This window comes from Nitrospina watsonii (assembly GCF_946900835.1).
Classification (GTDB): Bacteria; Nitrospinota; Nitrospinia; order Nitrospinales; family Nitrospinaceae; genus Nitrospina; species Nitrospina watsonii.
Map to the genome: position 1 here is coordinate 2,754,243 of NZ_OX336137.1, position 17,476 is coordinate 2,771,718.

Here is a 17,476-nt window from a genome sequence, read left to right on the forward strand (position 1 = left end):
ACGGCAGGGTGGGACGGAATGTTTCCGCTTCGGAAAAGATGGGGGCAGGCCAACAGAATAAGACCTCGCCCGCAGCAAACCGGCGCTCGGGCCGGGCCGGAGACGGTGGGTGTTCGCTTTATATGAAGGTGTAGCTTAAACTATTGGTCTTGCGGAACAAAGACGACGAAATTCTGTTTGGGCAGGAAATCGAAGGTCTGCTGGACGCTGTACCCGGCTTCGGCAAATTCCGCCAGCAGGGTGGCGCGCGGCGTGAAATGCCGGAACGCGTCTTCGCGGAAATCGAGGATGACCACACGGCCGCCGGGCTTCAAATATTGTTTCGCGTTCGCAAAGTACGCGGCCCGGTTTTTCAGGTGATGGTACACGTTGGAGGAAAAAATGATGTCCACCGGCTCGGGGAGGGCCGGATCGTTTTCCTTCGCCAGCACCAACGCGACGTGGCTCTGCTTTTTCTTTTTGGCGAGGAGGCCCACTTCCGCCAGCAGATCGCGGTCGATATCGACGGCATACACGCGCCCGCCCGCGCCCACGGCCCCGGCCAGCCGGTGCGTGAAATACCCGGTGCCGGAACCGAGATCGGCAACGGTCATGCCCGCTTTGATATTGAGCGCGGCGATGACCTGCTCCGGTTGCTGCCATTGATCGCGGTCCTTGCCCCAGTAGCGCTTGCCGCTGTGCGAATGGGAATGGCCGCAGGCCGTCAGCCCGATCAGCAACGCCAACAAACCGATCCGGCGCAGCCAACGCATCGCCTGTGTTGCATCGCCCTGCATAGTGCCACCCTCCTCCATAAAGAAGCCGCTGTCCCTTACCTTAAGGCTCCATCCGCCGCCGCGTCAATCGGGAAAATGCAGCCTGCCCGCTTCCAAACCGGCGCGGCACCTCGGTGCGCGGGGATGCGCTGATTTTTCGCGGCATCCCGGACCCGTGCAACGTTACCGCCCGGCCTGCATCTAAATTAAAAACCCGCACAGATTGTGAACTCCCCTCGAAAGGAGACCAGCATGAGCAAGAAAGAAGAATACACGAATTGGATGCAATCCAAACTCGATGAACTCTCGGCCGAAATCGACAAGCTCAAGGCCAAAGCCAACCAGTCGGAAGCCGAAGCGCAGATAAAATACCTGGAAGAAGTGGAAGCGTTGCGCGCCAAAAAAGAAAGCATGCAGGCCAAGCTCAAGGAAGTGCAGACGGCCAGCGAAGGCGCGTGGGAAGATTTGAAAACCGGACTCGACAAGTCATGGGACGATTTGAAGGCGGGCATCCAGTCGGCCACCTCGCGTTTCAAAAACTGACTTCAGTCCCTGCAGGAAGACGGTTGAACGCGGTTGCGGCTCAGGCGGGGGCCGCGGTCTCCTGCAACCACTGTTGGGCGGCATCGAGTTCGCCGCTATCGAACACCTTGACGCGCGGAAACAGGATCAATCGCATCCCGCGCACGGCCAGGCGTTGCCAGGCCGGGCCGACCACCACCGCCATGCGCTGAAAACTGCGGTGATGCGCCCGCACAAAGATCACGTGTTCGCGCAGGGCCGCAACTCCCGACCAGCCGCGGACCGCCGCAATGTTCAGCAACACCTTCAGCCGTCCGCGGTCGGCGATGAGGGCGTCGATTTCCGGCGTGATGCGAGGGAAATCGCCCACCTCAATGCGTCGCGGCAGTGTGATGCCGATGCGGCCGTCTCCCAGCTTTTCCAGTTCAATCATGAGCTTCCCTCCCTGTCCGGGTTCCGGCCCGGTGGCCGTTGCGGCGCTCGCCGCACCGCACACCACGCCTCATCTATTGAGATGCGGCACCCGCCGCGCACGTTCCTGTTTTTTATGCCCGCGCCGGTAGATATAATGAGGGGAGACTCACCTTATTGGGGCTGGTGTGAAATCCATCATCGATGCCATTCATCCGTTCCGCTCTCTGTTTGCGTCCCTACTTGCCATCGGGATGCTGTTCGCCGTGAACACCCCGGCTGCCGCCTTGGCGGACGCGCAGGCTTCTCCCGGCATGTCCCTCATCCCATCGGGGGAATTTGTGCAGGGTGCGAATCCGCAGATCGGCCACCGCCTGTGCGTGGAGCACAACGATCATTGTGAGCAGAAATGGTTCAACGACGAGGCCCCGCCGCGTCGCGTTTACGTGGACGCCTTCGAAATCGATATCCACGAAGTGACGCAGCGCGCGTATCGCAAAGTGATGAACAACAACCCGTCCAGGTTTACCGGTGATGACCTGCCCGTGGAAAACGTCACCTGGCACGAAGCGAACGCATTTTGCAACAAAGTGGGCAAGCGCCTGCCCACGGAAGCGGAATGGGAAAAAGCGGCGAAAGGCGGCGTCCGCACCATTTACCCCTGGGGGAATGAGATGGAGTCAGGCAGGGCCAACTTCTGCGACGCCGCCTGCGACAAACGCTGGAAAGAAGAACCGTTTCAGGATGGATATGAGCACACCGCACCCGTGGGATCGTTTCCGCCGAATGCGTACGGCCTCCACGACATGGCGGGCAACGTATACGAGTGGGTGCAGGACGGGTATGACTACGCTTATTACCAGCACGCTCCCGCACAAAATCCCAAAGGACCGCGCGCGGCAGACATGAAAGTCATGCGCGGCGGATCGTGGATCAATTACTCCACCGGCGTGCGCCCCGCCGACCGCACCCCCACCGATCCGGACGAACGGCTGAACTTCGCCGGCTTCCGTTGCGCGCGCTCGCGCTGAAATTTTTTCTGGACGGGAAGAAAGGGTGCAAACGTTCCGCTATTGATTGGAAGAGAGAAACATCGCCTGCCGGAGTGATTTGAAGAACGTCTGGTAAACGGACGGGTCTTCCACCGCCCGCAGATCGTACTGCACGCTGGCGCGCACCCTCAGTTGCGTGGCGCTTTTCGGGCGCACGGTGACGGTGAGCCGCACCAGGTCGCGGCGGTGCTGGAACGGTCCCCATGTCCGGAAATTGCGCGCGAATATCAACAGTTCATCGCCATCATACAAAGTATAAGAAACGTCCTTGTACATGTCGTTGCCGTCGTGGTGCAGTTTGCTCGCCGAAAACACGCCCAGTTCCGGGTCGGCCACCTCGAGCGTGAAGTCCAGATCCTGCAGGGTGGCGACCACCGCCTGCATCACCGCGTCCCGGTCCGTGGTGTCGAACACCTGCGTCTGCTGTGCGCGCAGTTTCACCTGGCTGGCCTCCGACATCAGGATCTGGCTTTGGGAATTCCACTGCCGCTCCACCGAGTACATGGAGCAACCGGAGAACAGCACCACCGCCAGAAACAACGGCACGATGCGTGAGCCGAAAGTGAAAGGATGCGGGAAGGAATGCATGATTGTTTCCTTATCCCTGCGGCCCGGAAAACAGGGCGCGTTGCAACACGGTGAAAAAGTTCTGGTACACCTTGGGGTCTTCGATGGGTTTGGTGTTGAACACGGCGTTGACGCGAAATTCCATCTGCGTTGCGGTTTTCGGACGCACGGTGACGGTGAGCTCCACCAGGTCCACGTAACTGGGCTCGGCGAACTTGCCGGCGGTGACCAGTCCCAGAGGACCGTTCGCCCGCTCGACGATGAAGCCCAGGTCCTGCAACGCCGCGATCACGGCGCGCACCGCTTCCTGCCGGTCCTTCACCTCGAACGACCGCGTCTGAAAACTGCGCAGCTTCAACTGCTGGGCGGTGGGCGCGAGCAGTTCGGTCTGCACCGCGCGGGGGCCACAGGCCGACAGGGTCAGCAACAAACAAGTACCATAAATGATCGAAGTTCGCAGGCGCATAACGGTCCCCATTTTAAATTTTGTGAGCTTCCAGAAACACGCTCTTGGAGAGTTTGGCGAAAAACTGCTGGTAGATTTTTGCGTCGTGGATCATTTCCATCCTCTGGCTTCCCGGCGGAATGTAATGCTCGCCACTCTGCCCGTCGCTTTCCCAGATCACGCGGTAAAACGTGATGCGCACCGAATAACGCTTTCCCTGCGTGTCTGCGGGGCGCAAGGCCAGCGTCGCGCCGATTTTCTGGTGCAGGTCGATGGGAATCAGGATGATGGTTTGGCCAAAAACTCCCGCCGCGGCAACGAAAAACTTTGAGATATCCTGTCCGTACTCATAGGCGCTGCGTTCCTTGGAGGCGCGCAGCAGGGCGAGGTCGCGCACGCTTTCCTGAATCTGAAAGCCGAGATCCTGAAGCACCGCCGCGGAGGCGGAAAGGAGAGCGTGTTCGTCCGTGGTTTCGAAAAAGCGGGTTTGCAGGGCGCGGTGCTGGGCGCTTTCCGGGGTGAGGGTGAACAGCGTCGCCGGGTCTTCCACCCGCGTTACACAGCCGCTTGCGATCCCCGCGCAAACAAGAAGCACCCACCCGAGCCGGGCGCGACGGGGGAAGGAGGACGAATTAGAATTGGGTGAAGTTGTAGGCAAAGTCCCGCACCATTTTGTTTTCATCGAACTTGATGATGATGGTCATGGTCTTTTGCGTGCTGGTGCTGGAACCGGAACGGGAACTGGCGCCCAGAATGATGAGGGTCCCGTACGCCGAGCTGCTGGTATCGACGCGGTTGGAAGACACCTTGTCGTAAATCCACACCTCGCGCCGCTTTTCATCCGTGGTGACGATGTTGGGCGAACCCAGCGCTTCCGCCACCCCAGCCGCCGACATGCCCATCTTGATCTCGCTCTGCACGGTGCCGACGGTCAACTGCTTGACCTGTCCCTGGTCCGTGCTCGCACAGCCGGAAAAAATCAAAACGCTCATCATCCCCGTTGTCATTATGCGTTTCCAACTCATGACACACTCCCTGAATAGGTTTTAATTATTATCCGACATCCTCAAATTTCCAGCAACTTTTTTGACAGACATCCACTGCTAAAGCCGCGCGACTCAAGTGCATTGATCCGTCATGGATTTTCCTTCTCCTCCGCATCGCCGCCGAAGTGAAAATTGATGCCGGGCATCCAGCGAAACAGAAACGGGTTTTCCTCAATGTGGTTGATGAATCCGATCTGCACCCCGTCGAACGATTCCGCCGTGTTGAACAGCGTGCCGATCTGCAATCCCGAACCCTTCTTGATGCTGTTGCCGAACAGGCCCAGCAGCACGCCCTTTTGTTCTTTGACCAGGTTGTAGCCACCGATCATCATGCCCGTCAGTTTTTTCGACCCCACGGGGGAAAACGAAGGCGAGGCCGAGGTCTCCGGTGCCGGCCCCACCGATAGCCCGGCCAGAATACCGGAGGCGAGAAACGCCAGACTGCCCCACTCCAGGGAAAGCCCGGTCACCTCCTCCACCTTGCCGCTGAACAACCCCTGGATGACCACTCCATTCACTTTCGGTGCGGTGAGGTACAGGAGGCCGATGAGAACGCCGTTCGATTCCTCCTCGATATTGGTCACCATGCCGATGCCGATGCCGTTCAGTTTTTTGAGCGTGTGCACCAGGCTGAAGGTGAAGCCCGTGGTGGTGCCGCCGATCACATGAATCGGCGCGATGTTGATGCCGCGCATCACTCCGACGTTGGTCAGCCAGCAACCCAGCGCCAGCCCGTTGATCTCCCGCGCGCGCGGTCCCATCACTCCCAAGGCGAGGCCATCGATGCGATTGGCGGTCAACGTGTATGCCTTTTCGTAATGGCCGTCCCAGTTGAACACCGTGAAGTTCATGCCGCGAATCGTCTTCACGTCTTCGTCGGCAAGGTTGAAGCGGAGACCGTTGAACGTCTCCGAATTGCCGACACTCAAACCGTAATGCGCATGCGGCACATCCAGCGATGCGGCGAATGCGGGAACGGCCATTGTCATTCCAAATAAAATAGCTGCTGCCAGCGAGAGAAGAACCCGTTTCATGCTGTCCTTTCTTGAAAAGTTGACGTCGCGGCCACCGATCCGCCGCACTCAGGTTTAGATGAATCTTCTCGTTTAAGGTTGGCGCTTCCGGGCAATTTTTCCGAATGAGGACAAGTGAACGGCCCATTCATTTTAGAACTTCGGATATAATGGCTGTTTCACGGCAAACAAATTCTGAATTTCCCCTGTTTGGACGGGTCGGAATTCCTCTGATTTCATCTGAGATTTCCGGCCTGGGTGCCTTCAAACACAACTGCAATCGGCTCCAGCCGGAAGCGTGCCCGGTATCCCAGACGCCACGCCCATTATTGCCCTTTCACACTTTCTGGACTGCTTAGGGACGCCGAAATTTCGCCCAGAAGTAAAATAACTCCTTTGTTTTCAATATAATGCTATAATTTGACGAATCGAGGCTCCCGGCCTCTCGACTCACAACCTTGCCCTTCGCAGAGGGAATGACGCGTCATGACGTTTCGGTTCGAACCCCAGCCCGAACTGCTGTCCCACGAAGCCCGGCAGCAAAAAGAACAACAGGCCCAACAGGAACTGCTGAACCGGATCGTTGCCCAGCGGGAGTGGGAAGAGCGGGCCCGGCGCCGCTTCGACCGCCTGCCCGAGGAACTGGCCGCCCGCAAATAATCACGCGGCACGTGCAGCCCAGCCGTTTCATCGCCACCCTTGCGCCATCAATGCAGGAAAACCGCAGGAAATGTTTCGGTCAATAATTGAGGAAGGCGTACCAGATACCTTTGATCGCCCAGAGAGCCAGGACGGCCCAGAACAGGGCGGTGCCGGTTTTGAACAGGATGTTTTCCCAATGGCGGCTGAAGGGCGACACGAGGAAGGCCAACAGGAAAACCAAAAACAGCGCCGCGGTGATGTACGGAAAAGGAATGTTCCAACCAAACCCGGGCATGGTTCACCCCTCCCGTATCATTTGCCGCAGCATTTTTTGAATTTCTTACCGCTGCCGCAGGTGCAGGGATCGTTGCGGCCGACTTTCGGCTGGTCGCGGACAAACGGTTTTTTGGATTCCGCCGGTTCGTGACCGCACTCCTGCCCGGCCGCATGCACGTGCGATTTCGACCTGGCTTCGCTGTACACCCAGCGGCCGTTCTCTTTCAGAAAGGAGGCGGTTTCGTGCAACGATTTTTCGACGCCCTCTTCCGTGTACTGGGCGACGAACTCGACGGTGCCCGCGTCGTCGCCCTGGCCACCGCGCCGCGTACCATGGATTTCGAGCTGGTTCCACATCACCGGTCCCAGACCTTCCTCAAAATCCTTGACCGTCTTGTCCTCGCGTTCTTCGGCGCACAGGGTGTTGACGAGGAATTTCCACTCCTTCTGCACGAATGCGCTGTAACGCGCCCGCATCAGATCTTCCGCCGTGTCCGCATAACCCGATCCGCGGATCAGGCGGCCGCAGCAGTCGGTATAAGGCGAATCGAGTCCGCAGGGACAATCTTTCATCAGGGTCTCCCAACCATTAAACCGGCAACGTCCTATTGCCGTTCATTATAAAAATTCCATACTGCATATAGTACATGGTTGCGGTGCCGATACGAAAACAGAATCGATGATGTTTTCAGGCGATGATTCCGGTAAGATGGAATGCCGTCGTCCATTGCCACCGGGGATATACGGGCAAGCCCATCGGGCGCATTGCGGGGCCGCTGCCGGGGGAGAGGCAACGGAACGATGGCCCCACTCCCAACCCCTCACGACCTTGGACATCTCCAGTCGCCAACCGAATTCACCACAATGCGGAAGGTTCGTATGGATTATTCGCGTTTTTACCGCCCCCTGATTCAATTTTTTGTTTACACCTATTCTCTGAACACATTCACCTACGCCTATGTGGATCCGGATCTGTACGGGCACATCACTTTTGGCCGGGAAATTTGGGAACAGGGGCGCGTTCCGGAAATCGACACCTACTCCTATACCGCCTACGGTCACGAATGGATCAACCATGAGTGGTTGATGGAAGTGTTCATGTTTCTGCTGTACGACGTCTGGGGTTCTCCCGGCCTGTTGCTGGTCCGTGTGCTGTTGGGGCTGTCCATCATCCATATTCTGTCGCAACTGTATTTTGCCAAGGCGAACAACCTTTTCGCATACGCTCTGTATTTCATTTGCCTGGCCCACGCTCTGGGACTGGGCTTTGCGATGCGCCCGCAGTTGATCACCTACCTGTTCATTCCGATGATGATGTATATCCTGCATCAATATTTCGATGGCAACAAGCGAGGCCTGTTTCTGCTTCCGGTTATTTTTCTCATCTGGGTCAACTCGCACGGAGGGGTGGTGGCCGGAATCGGAATCTTTGGTGTGATCGTGGGAGTGGAAGCGGTCCGCGGCCTGCTTTACAAAACACAGACCTGGAAACCACTGGCCGTCACCTGGGCCGTTTCCGCCGCGATGCTGTTCATCAATCCGGCGGGATACCATCTACTGGCTTTTTTTGCGGAAACGATTCCCTACAGGCGGGACATCACGGAATGGTTTCCCGTTACCGTGTTTGATGACAGTCATTTGTTTTTCAAAGCACTGGTGGTGCTGTTTTTCATTTCGCTGTTTTCCAAAAAACCCAAACACGCGTGGGAAGTGCTGATCATTGCCGCCGCAATCGTGTACGGTTTCAAACACGTCCGGCACACGGTGCTGACGTCTCTACTGATGACGCCGTTCGTACCCATTCACCTGGCAGCGGTGATAGAGCGCTTTCAACAGGGCAAAACGCCCCGGCACCTGCCGCGCCTGGTTCACGTTGTAGTGGCCTGGTTTTTGATCGGTTTTGCCGCGTTCCAAATCAACTACCAGTGGTTCCGTTGGAGCGGCAATGAATTTCAAATACAGGTGAAGAAATTTTACTACCCGGTTTACGAGATGCGCTTCCTGAAAGAAAACAATCTGAATGGAAATATTTTGACATTGATGAACTGGGGGGAATACCTGATCTGGCATTTGCCCGATTCGAGGGTGTCGGTGGACGGCCGTTACTGGACGGTTTATTCCCCCAAGTTGTTACGCCAAAATATGATTTTCCATAATGGATGGGAAGGCTGGCAGCATTTCCTGAAATTCTACCGGCACGACATCATTCTGACCCACTTCAACAACATGGATCTGGAAAATTTGGAGGGATGGGTCAAGATTTTTCAGGGACCGCGGGCGCGGATTTTTGTACGCACTTCAAAACCCTATCACCCGGCTTACTTGAAGTACCGGCAGAAACAATTCCGGTTCAACAATGAGCCGCCATCGTGGCATTTCCCCTGAAATGTTCCGTCAGACCGGACCCAGCCAGCTTTTCCAATCGCCGCCGATCATGCCCTTGTCGCGGTAACGTTGCATGGCATGCGGGCAATGGCATTGGGCATCCTCTCCCGCGAGCTGGGAAAATGCGCCCGCGAGGATTAGCGGAAACTGCTGGATGGCCGCATCCACCTGCGTTTTCTCTTCCCCGCTTTGCATGCCTTCGAACAGTTCGCCCTTTTTGAAATCGCGTTGGACCACGCCCTCGGCATAGTTGGTGAGATAACAAACAGGGGCGTAACACATCTCCAACTCACGCGCCAGAAAAGCTTCCGGACACAGGGTCATACCGACCAGGTCCGCGCCGACGATGCGGAACTTTTTGATCTCCGCCGGAGATTCCAGACGCGGTCCCTGCGTGCACACGTACACGCCTTGCTCGTGATGCGGCAGGCCGGCGTGATGCATGCTCTCGTGCAAGGCGTCCCGCACTTCCGGGCAAAACGGGTCGCTTTGCCGGATGAAACCGATGCCCCGTTCTTTGAAGAAGGTCGATTCCCGGTTGCGGGTTTCGTCGATCACGTCGTGCGGCAACACGAACTCGCCGGGACGGTAGGCGCGATTGATGATGCCCGGCCCGCTCCATGCCACGATGCGCCGCACGCCACAGGCTTTCAGCGCATAGATGTTGGCGCGGTAATTGACGAACGGGGCCGTGAGGGAGTAATCGGTCTCGCCGTGGCGCGATAAAAATAAAAACGTGCTGTCGCCGGCGCGGAACTCATGCAGGGGAGCGCTTGCGCCGAAGGGTGTTTCCACCGACGCACAATCCACCTCTTCACCCAGCAGGTTGCGGGTTAAAAGATGATAGGCGCCGCTGCCGCCGATGACTGCCAGGCTCGCTTGCATGGGTGGACTCTCTCAAACGGGGTGTCACTCGAAATAATGTTCGAGGTCGGCAACGTAATGGGCGGCGGACTCGCGAATGTCGCGGATCTCGTCCTCTGTCAACTCACGCTTCACACGGGCGGGCGATCCCACGGCCAGACTGCCCGGAGGAATTTTCGTGCCGGGCGTCACCAGTGCGCCCGCGCCGACGATGCTGTTTTCTCCGATCTCCGCGCCGTCCATCACCGTGGCGCTCATTCCAATCAGGCAGCGGTTGCTTATCGTACAAGCGTGCAAAACCACGTTGTGGCCGATGGTGACTTCGTCGCCAATGATCAACGGCAACGTTTTGCGCGCGACGTGCAGCACGCATCCATCCTGAATATTGGTGCGTTTGCCGATACGGATATAGTTGATGTCTCCGCGCACCGTGGCATTGAACCAGACGCTGCTGGATTCGCCGATGACGACATCGCCAATGACGCGGGCGTTGTCCGCAACCCAGGCGGAGGAATGAACTTGCGGTGTTTTGTCGATGAAAGGTTGAATCATGGTTGGGTTCCGACTCGTTTCAGGCTCGTAATCAATTTTGGATTTCAGTTCGTTCGGGGCTCCCTGCGGAAACCGGCCCGGTGCGGGATCCAGCTCGGTGCGGGGCCGGTTGCAATTTGGCTAGTATACCCTTAACCTGATATTCAAGGAAACACCTCTTATTCCAAAACCTTGGGGGCAGGGCAGCGACGCCCGGGCAGGTCTTGCACGGCGTCTCTTTTTGGAATCTATACATTATATATCAACCCGGCAACCTCACATCGGAAACCGATCGAGTCCCTGCGACACGGCCTGACCATCGGCTCGACTTTGGTGGAGTGACCCCTTACATGGCAATTTCTTCAGCTTCGAACGCCCGCCGGGCCGGTGATGTGGATGAGTTGGCGGACCGCTGGGGACCTGCCTTGATCGCCCTGTCCGGTTTGTTCATGGCATCCATCGGGTGGCTCAAATGGCCCGACCTGATGATCGATTATGGATCCCAGGTTTACCTCCCGTGGCAAATTTCGGAAGGCAAGGTCCTTTACCGCGACATCCATTATCTGTTTGGGCCGCTTTCCAGTCATGTGCATGGTTTGTTGTTTTCGGTATTTGGCCCGAGCATTCGGTTGCTGATGCTCTTCAATTTGTTTTTGGTGGCGGTGCTGACGGGAGTGATCTTTGTTCTCTTTCGAAGGTGTGCCAATGCACTCACGGCGACGTTGTGCGGCATCGGCTTTCTGGCTGTGTTCGCACTGGCACAATACCCTCATGAAAGAGGCAATTTCAATTTTGTCTCCCCTTACAACTATGAACTCACTCAAGGCGTGTTTCTGGCGATCGTCACGCTGTTTCTCTATCAGTCTTATTTGCAGCAACCCCGCACCGGGAAGCTGGCCGGAACAGGTTGTTTGACAGGCCTGGTGTTCCTCACCAAGCCGGAAGTCTTCCTGCCTGTATTCCTCGCGATGATCTCAGGATTATCCATCGCTTTTTATTATCAGGAAGGAGGCTTCCGCAAAAAATTATTGAGTCTATTCGTCTGGGTTCTGGCCGTTGTTTCCATTCCTTTCATGTTTTGGATTTACCTTGCCCTTTATATGCCCGGTGGGCAAGCGTTCCAGGGATTGATCGGGCCCTGGCTTCATGTATGGGATCCCCTCCCCCGGTCGTTGCCCATGTATCAATGGGCCGCAGGCCTGGACGACCTGGGAGGCAATCTGACGAAGTTGTTGGGGTACGCCCTGGACTGGGTTGGTATTTTGGCGTTGATCTATGCCACTCACCAATGGTTACTGACAAAAAGATTTTCCGGTTCATGGACGGGGTGGCTGTTTGTTGTGGGTCTTGCCACGGCAATCGGCTTTGCGCCCATTCCCTGGACCGAGCTGGCCCGGCCACTGCCTCTGCTGGTTCTGGCGCTGGGAATCGTCCACCTCCGCAACCTGAAAAAAGCGCACCCCACTCAAAGAGCGCAGCCCCTGTTCCTGTTTGCGTTCAGCCTGTTTTCATTTGTGCTGATGTTCAAGATCCTGTTCAACGTCCACGTTTATCACTACGGTTTCGCCCTGGCGTTTCCGGCATTCATGCTTTTGATCCGGTTTCTGGTTTTCGATCTGCCAGCATGGATTCCATCAGACCGGCAGAAATTTTCTTTTGGCCACGCCATCACCCCCGCATTGGTGCTGACTTATGCGATTGTGCACATGACCAGTTCCTACAACGGCTACCTGCTTAAAAATTATCCGGTGAGTACGGGACCGGACACGACATTGGATTACAACCCCCAGTTGACTCCCCGGGGGGTCGTCGTCAACGCCGCGTTGGGATACATCGATCAAGAAATAGATCCGAAGGCGGCGTTTCCTGTCCTGCCTGGCGGAAGCATGCTGAATTATCTATCCCGGCATACGAACCCCTTTCCTTTTCTCACCTTCGATCCGCTGGAGATGCACATTCATGGCGAAGCGCGTTACCTGGAGCGGTTTCAGCAACAGCCGCCGCAATACATCATCATTGTGAGCAGAGATTATCTTCATCTTGGCGCCCAGAGGTTCGGAAAAAATTACGCCAACAATCTGCATGCGTGGATTCGCACGCATTATAAGGAAGCGGCCTTGTTCGGTGAACACCCTTCCAGTGGCAAAGGCTACGGCATCTTGTTTCTGAAACACTCACCTCAAACCCAGTGAAGGACCCCTGATGGCCGAGTCAGATACCGATTTGCATTCGACGACCGGGAGCACCTCCAACAAACAAGAATCCAGCCTGGCCTGCCGGTACGGGGGGTTGGGGATTGTGTTCGCAGCGGCCGCTGTGATGACCGCTATCGGCTGGCGGCGGTGGTCGGATCTGATGATCGATTACGGATCGCAGTTGTATGTGCCGTGGCGCCTGGCCGAGGGAGACGTTTTATACCGCGACGTGTTCCACATTTATGGCCCCCTTTCCTCTTACATTCATGCACTGGTTTTTAAAGTCTTCGGTCCGGGCGCGATGCACCTGGTGTACTTCAATATATTGCTGACTGCCCTGTTTGCAGTGCTCCTTTACAGCATGACCTACAGGCTTTCCGATCGCCTCACCGCCACGGTAGCGACCCTGGGGCTGGTGACCGTGAATGCGCTGGGTCAGCCGCGCCACCTTGGGAATTACAATTTCATTCAGCCGTACAATTACGACCTGACTCACGGCATGATGTTGAGTTTTGTTGCGCTCCACCAGGTTCTGCGCTACCAGCAAGCGCCGACAACTCCGCGGCTGTGTGGCATTGGATTGCTGCTGGGCCTCATCTATCTGACCAAGATCGAGATCATGGCGGCGGTGGGGCCGGCGGCGGCGGTGGGATTGTTGCTCGCGTTTGCGGTCCACAAAATGCCTTTACGATCCTGGCTGCTGAATACAGGCATCGCCGTCTTCCTATTCATTGTGCCTTCGGCGGTGAGCATTTTAATATTTGCCATGCACATGCCGCTTGAAGAGTCTTTGTCGCACTGGCTCTCCCCCTGGGTGCTGGCATTCAATCCGGATATTCATGACTTTCTTTATTTCACCCGTATCCGTGGCACCGATGAGTTGGGCGTCAACCTGACCCGAACGTTTCTTTATAGCGGCGTGCTGGTGCTGCTGGTCTTCGGGGTATTGGGGCTCAATCGTCTTGTTGAAACGAAAAAAGTTCCAGCCCACAAGGTAGCGGGGCTGGTTCTGGCGGCGCTGTTCGCCCTGTTGCTTTTATACTTTCGTGACATTCCCTGGAAGCTGTTTCTCCAACCGATGCCGTTTATCCTGATCGGACTGGGGATCTACCTGGCCGTTCTTCTGCGTAAAGAGTTCCATCCCACTCCGGAGTTTTTTAAATACGCGGGCCTGCTGGTTTTGACTGTATTTTCCCTGCTTCTGTTGCTGAAGGTTTTTTTCAAGGTGGTGGTGTACCATTATGGATTTGCGCTGACGTTACCGGGGACACTGGTGTTGAGCATCCTCCTGCTGCACTTCATCCCCAACCGGTTGCGAGCACGCTGCGGCCCTCCTCTTTTTTATCGGACCGTTGCAGCGGGTCTGATGGTGTTTTATATTTTCGCGCTGGATTTTGCATCGTATTCTTTCTTTACGCGGAAAGTGGTTCCCGTAGCGCAAGGTCCGGACATGCTGTACGACTACCATCCCAAGACGCGCTTGCATCTGGGCAAGCCCTATATGAAGGCCCTCATGATCAAATACGCCCTGGAAGTGATGGAGTCTGAAATGGAACCGGACGTTCCGGTCTTGGTTTGGCCGGATGCGTTGATGATCAATTACCTGTCCCGGCGCCCGGATCCCCTGGGTGGGTTCATACTGAATCCGTTCACCTGGGTGCTGTACGGCGGCGACGCGCCCCTTCTTGAAAAGCTGAAGGTCCAGCCGCCTCCTTATATCATGCTGATCGACCGCAATTATTACGAATTCCAGATGCCATGGTTCGGCACTGATTTCGGGCAAGACATCCACCATTGGATTCAAGACCGGTACATTCTGTTCAGGCAAATTGGCGCCGCGCCATTTACTGCTAACGGTTTTGGAGTTCAATTTTTCAAACTACGTCCGGAAACCAACCATGCCGACACAGACTGACCTTAAAGCCTGGAGCTCTCTCATAATCAGAAAACTGATCACCGGGCCCATTCCCATTGCCACGGTCTTCGTCTTGTTGACACTGATCAGCTGGCAACGCTGGCCCGACCTGATGGTGGATTACGGCCAGCAATTGTACCTGCCCTGGGTGGTGTCTGAAGGCCAGGTCCTTTATCACGACGCACAATACTTTCACGGCCCTCTTTCCACTTACGTGCACGCTTTGATTTTCAGTATTTTTGGCGTGGGTATCCTGCAACTGGCCTTATTCAATCTGGTCTTGATCGCGTTGGTCACTTTTTTGATTTACCGCCTGTGCGACTACCTGGGTGATGCATACACCGCCACCGTGGTCAGTCTGACTTTTATAAGCGTGTTTGCATTTGCCTATCACATGGGATTCGGCAGCTTCAACTTTGTCACGCCTTATTTATACGATTTAACGCACGGAATCCTGCTGAGCGTCTTGATCCTTTTTCTTTTTTACCGGTATTTGAAAGCGCCACGCCTGCGTACCCTGTGTGGACTTGGGTTTTTGCTCGGGCTTCTGTTTCTCACCAAGGTCGAAGTGTGCCTTGCCACCCTGTTGAGTATGGGGGGTGGGCTTTTGATTTTCTGGCGGCGGCAAAGGTTGCCTTTCAAAAAACTCATCCTCAATGCCACGGTGTTTGCATCCTGCGCAGGGCTGGTTCTCCTGATAACTTTGCTTTATTTTTCATTACACATGCCCGTCTCCGAAAGTATTCGCTATGTGTTCAATCAATATCTTCAAGCCGGAGATCCCGCCATTCGCGAATTGCCGTATTATCAATTCACGCTGGGCCTGATGCACTTTCAAGACAACCTGCAACGCATGGGCATGCATGCAGCAACCTTTGCGGGAGTGGTCGGTTTGGTGCTTTTCCTCAACCATCTGCTGAGCCGGGGCGGCCACAATACGCGGCGGGTCTCCTTCGTTGCGGGCGCGTTCACGGTGATACTATTGATCCTGATGTTCCGCACCCTGCCCTGGCTGGAGCTCACGCGTTCGTTCCCGCTTTTCCTGTTTCTCTTTGGTTTTTATCTGGCGTGGCAGTTGCAACGCGAGTCCATTCCGTCGCAGACGACAAAGCGGCGCGTCATCCTCTGGGCTCTCGTCGTGTTCGCGCTGACGCTCACCTTCAAAGCGTTCTTCAATTTCCGCATTACAGATCTCGGTTTTGCACTGGCCATGCCTGCCACCCTGGTCATGGTCTTTTTTCTTTTGCATTCCTTACCGCGTCTTGCCGAGCGCATTTCAGGGAAAGCCGTATTCGTCCGCACCGTGACCTTTGTTTCGGTTTTGTTTTTCCTCGCAGTGCCGTTGCCCAACACCTACTTTGCCTACCAGAATAAAACATATCCGATCGGCACCGGTACAGACCGGATTTATGATTTCCAACCCATGGTCCGTTACCCCGACGGTCGCATGTTTTCCCGGGGGCTGATCGCGAACCAAACCTTGGATTTTTTGAAAAAGGACATGATGGAAGGCCAAACCCTGCTCACCCTGCCGGACGCCATGATCTTCAATTATTTTTTGAGGAAACGCTTTCCCACACGTAATACTTTGTTCAGCCCATTCACCATGCGAATCCACGCGGAATCAGAAATCCTGAGCCGCTTGCAATCCAGCCCCCCCTCGCACATCCTGTTGGTGCATTCCGACTACAGCTGGTTTGGACAACGGTATTTCGGCACCGATTTTGCCCGGGAAATTTACAAATGGATCCTGGCAGACTACAAAGCAGTCGCCCAATTTGGAGTCGAGCCTTTCACCAGTCGTCAGTTCGGCGTCCAAGTCTGGAAGCGCCGCACAAACCGGGACAAGTGAGTTCTTATCCGGTGCACGGAGAGATCACAGGGAATTCCCGCCTGAAAACAGCCGGTATGTTTTGAAAATAGATGGAACCCGTAACAGGCAGATGGGGAGAAGCAGCGGCGCGCGCGGATAGCCTCTGCGGCAGGCATTTGACAGGCAAAGCCATGGCCGGAGATTGGCATTCAGGAACTGAAAAGCGAGGTGGCGGCTGAGGCGCTTACGTCATCGCCGAACCACTGACGGCAACGGCTTTCAGATCGTCCTGCGTCTCCACTCCATGAAATTCCTTGTAGAGCAGGTCATGGCAGCGGCGGGACAGTTGCTGGCGGGTGCCGGTGGGTTCGACCGGAGGCAGCACGCGGACCGTGGCTTGCAAACGCGGACATTTCAGAACCCGGACCATGTGCTCGCCCAGGCCGTCTGTCCAACTCGCCACGTAAGGGTCTTCGCCGCCCGAGAAGCGGATCAACACGGGCACCACCGGTCGCTTTTCCTGCACCGCCGCTTCGAACGCCGAAGGCTTGAACAGACCGATGCTGTCGCCAGGGGTGACACTGCCTTCCGGGAACCAGGCCACATTGAACCCGGCGCGCATGCGCTCCCGTATGCTGTCAATCATTCCCGTCACCTGGTGACGGCGGTTGCGATCCACAAAAATGGTTTTGCCGAGGTGTGCCATCTGGCCCACGATCGGCCATCCGTTGACTTCCGCCTTGGAGACGAAAAACAGTTTGAAGTTCGCCGCCAACAGCAGGATATCCACCGCACCCACATGGTTGGCGACGATCATGGAACCCGCCGGGATGTTGCAATTGCCTTCCACCTGGTAACGGACGCCCATCGCCCGGCACGCCCGGCGCGCCCAGAAGCGCGCAAACCAGCCCACCCATTTGCAATGCGCCTGCGAATTATGACGGAACAACAACCAGAGAACCACGGAGGTCAAAAAGGAAAGAACCACGACCAAAAACAAATGGGCCAGCCGGTACCCCATGCGTAAAACAGACATAAAATTCC

At 56.1% G+C, this 17,476-nt stretch carries 19 protein-coding genes; 7 read left to right on the plus strand and 12 right to left on the minus strand.

Annotated features, from left to right (window positions below):
• Nucleotides 1-140: 140 nt before the first annotated feature.
• Nucleotides 141-776, minus strand: a complete 636-nt coding sequence (locus QML71_RS12905) for a class I SAM-dependent methyltransferase (protein ID WP_282012335.1) — start codon at nt 774-776, stop codon at nt 141-143.
• A 231-nt stretch (nt 777-1,007) separates the two neighbouring features.
• Between QML71_RS12905 and QML71_RS12910 the strand changes: the two genes are divergently transcribed.
• Entirely contained in the window at nt 1,008-1,298 is a 291-nt protein-coding gene (locus QML71_RS12910; protein WP_282012336.1) for a sll1863 family stress response protein, read from the plus strand.
• A 40-nt stretch (nt 1,299-1,338) separates the two neighbouring features.
• Here QML71_RS12910 and QML71_RS12915 read toward each other — a convergent pair whose 3' ends face one another.
• Nucleotides 1,339-1,710 (minus strand): SpoIIAA family protein, encoded by a 372-nt coding sequence (locus tag QML71_RS12915; RefSeq protein ID WP_282012337.1) that lies wholly within the window; start codon nt 1,708-1,710, stop codon nt 1,339-1,341.
• Between the two features lie 166 nt (nt 1,711-1,876).
• Between QML71_RS12915 and QML71_RS12920 the strand changes: the two genes are divergently transcribed.
• Nucleotides 1,877-2,719 (plus strand): formylglycine-generating enzyme family protein, encoded by an 843-nt coding sequence (locus QML71_RS12920; protein ID WP_282012338.1) that lies wholly within the window; start codon nt 1,877-1,879, stop codon nt 2,717-2,719.
• Nucleotides 2,720-2,758: 39 nt separating this feature from the next.
• Here QML71_RS12920 and QML71_RS12925 read toward each other — a convergent pair whose 3' ends face one another.
• From QML71_RS12925 to QML71_RS12945, 5 genes are all read right to left on the minus strand, one after another.
• Nucleotides 2,759-3,328: a hypothetical protein gene (locus QML71_RS12925; RefSeq protein ID WP_282012339.1), complete on the minus strand. Its 570-nt coding sequence runs from the start codon at nt 3,326-3,328 to the stop codon at nt 2,759-2,761.
• Between the two features lie 10 nt (nt 3,329-3,338).
• Complete coding sequence (locus tag QML71_RS12930) at nt 3,339-3,773, minus strand: hypothetical protein (protein WP_282012340.1); 435 nt, start codon at nt 3,771-3,773, stop codon at nt 3,339-3,341.
• Between the two features lie 13 nt (nt 3,774-3,786).
• The gene (locus QML71_RS12935; RefSeq protein ID WP_282012341.1) at nt 3,787-4,347 is read right to left on the minus strand and encodes a hypothetical protein; all 561 of its coding nucleotides are present in this window, start codon (nt 4,345-4,347) and stop codon (nt 3,787-3,789) included.
• A gap of 37 nt (nt 4,348-4,384) precedes the next feature.
• Nucleotides 4,385-4,777 carry a hypothetical protein gene (locus QML71_RS12940; RefSeq protein ID WP_282012342.1) on the minus strand — a complete coding sequence of 131 codons (393 nt, stop codon included), beginning with the start codon at nt 4,775-4,777 and terminating at the stop codon, nt 4,385-4,387.
• 110 nt (nt 4,778-4,887) lie between these two features.
• Nucleotides 4,888-5,781 (minus strand): hypothetical protein, encoded by an 894-nt coding sequence (locus QML71_RS12945; protein ID WP_282012343.1) that lies wholly within the window; start codon nt 5,779-5,781, stop codon nt 4,888-4,890.
• Between the two features lie 516 nt (nt 5,782-6,297).
• Here QML71_RS12945 and QML71_RS12950 point away from each other — a divergent pair.
• A complete protein-coding gene (locus tag QML71_RS12950; RefSeq protein WP_282012344.1) occupies nt 6,298-6,471 on the plus strand; it encodes a hypothetical protein in 174 nt (57 codons plus the stop codon).
• Between the two features lie 79 nt (nt 6,472-6,550).
• On the opposite strand, the gene QML71_RS12955 is transcribed toward QML71_RS12950, so the two are convergent.
• Entirely contained in the window at nt 6,551-6,748 is a 198-nt protein-coding gene (locus QML71_RS12955) for a hypothetical protein (RefSeq protein WP_282012345.1), read from the minus strand.
• A 17-nt stretch (nt 6,749-6,765) separates the two neighbouring features.
• Nucleotides 6,766-7,302, minus strand: a complete 537-nt coding sequence (locus QML71_RS12960; RefSeq protein WP_282012346.1) for a YchJ family protein — start codon at nt 7,300-7,302, stop codon at nt 6,766-6,768.
• 306 nt (nt 7,303-7,608) lie between these two features.
• Between QML71_RS12960 and QML71_RS12965 the strand changes: the two genes are divergently transcribed.
• Entirely contained in the window at nt 7,609-9,114 is a 1,506-nt protein-coding gene (locus QML71_RS12965) for a hypothetical protein (protein ID WP_282012347.1), read from the plus strand.
• Nucleotides 9,115-9,123: 9 nt separating this feature from the next.
• Here the strand turns inward: QML71_RS12965 and QML71_RS12970 are convergent, their stop codons facing one another.
• Together QML71_RS12970 and QML71_RS12975 are read right to left on the minus strand one after the other, a co-directional pair.
• On the minus strand, nt 9,124-9,999 hold the full coding sequence (locus QML71_RS12970; protein WP_282012348.1) for an MTAP family purine nucleoside phosphorylase: 876 nt from the start codon (nt 9,997-9,999) through the stop codon (nt 9,124-9,126).
• 24 nt (nt 10,000-10,023) lie between these two features.
• Nucleotides 10,024-10,530, minus strand: a complete 507-nt coding sequence (locus QML71_RS12975) for a gamma carbonic anhydrase family protein (RefSeq protein WP_282012349.1) — start codon at nt 10,528-10,530, stop codon at nt 10,024-10,026.
• A gap of 404 nt (nt 10,531-10,934) precedes the next feature.
• Here QML71_RS12975 and QML71_RS12980 point away from each other — a divergent pair, with 404 nt between their 5' ends.
• From QML71_RS12980 to QML71_RS12990, 3 genes are read left to right on the plus strand one after another with little or no spacing between them, the layout of a single operon-like run.
• The gene (locus QML71_RS12980; protein ID WP_282012350.1) at nt 10,935-12,701 is read left to right on the plus strand and encodes a glycosyltransferase family protein; all 1,767 of its coding nucleotides are present in this window, start codon (nt 10,935-10,937) and stop codon (nt 12,699-12,701) included.
• 10 nt (nt 12,702-12,711) lie between these two features.
• Nucleotides 12,712-14,619, plus strand: coding sequence for a glycosyltransferase family 39 protein (locus QML71_RS12985; protein WP_282012351.1), 1,908 nt, complete (start codon nt 12,712-12,714; stop codon nt 14,617-14,619).
• Nucleotides 14,534-16,471, plus strand: a complete 1,938-nt coding sequence (locus QML71_RS12990) for a glycosyltransferase family 39 protein (protein ID WP_282012352.1) — start codon at nt 14,534-14,536, stop codon at nt 16,469-16,471. The genes QML71_RS12985 and QML71_RS12990 overlap by 86 nt, the downstream gene beginning before the upstream one ends.
• A gap of 205 nt (nt 16,472-16,676) precedes the next feature.
• Here QML71_RS12990 and QML71_RS12995 read toward each other — a convergent pair whose 3' ends face one another.
• Complete coding sequence (locus QML71_RS12995) at nt 16,677-17,468, minus strand: lysophospholipid acyltransferase family protein (RefSeq protein WP_282012353.1); 792 nt, start codon at nt 17,466-17,468, stop codon at nt 16,677-16,679.
• Between the last annotated feature and the right edge of the window lie 8 nt (nt 17,469-17,476).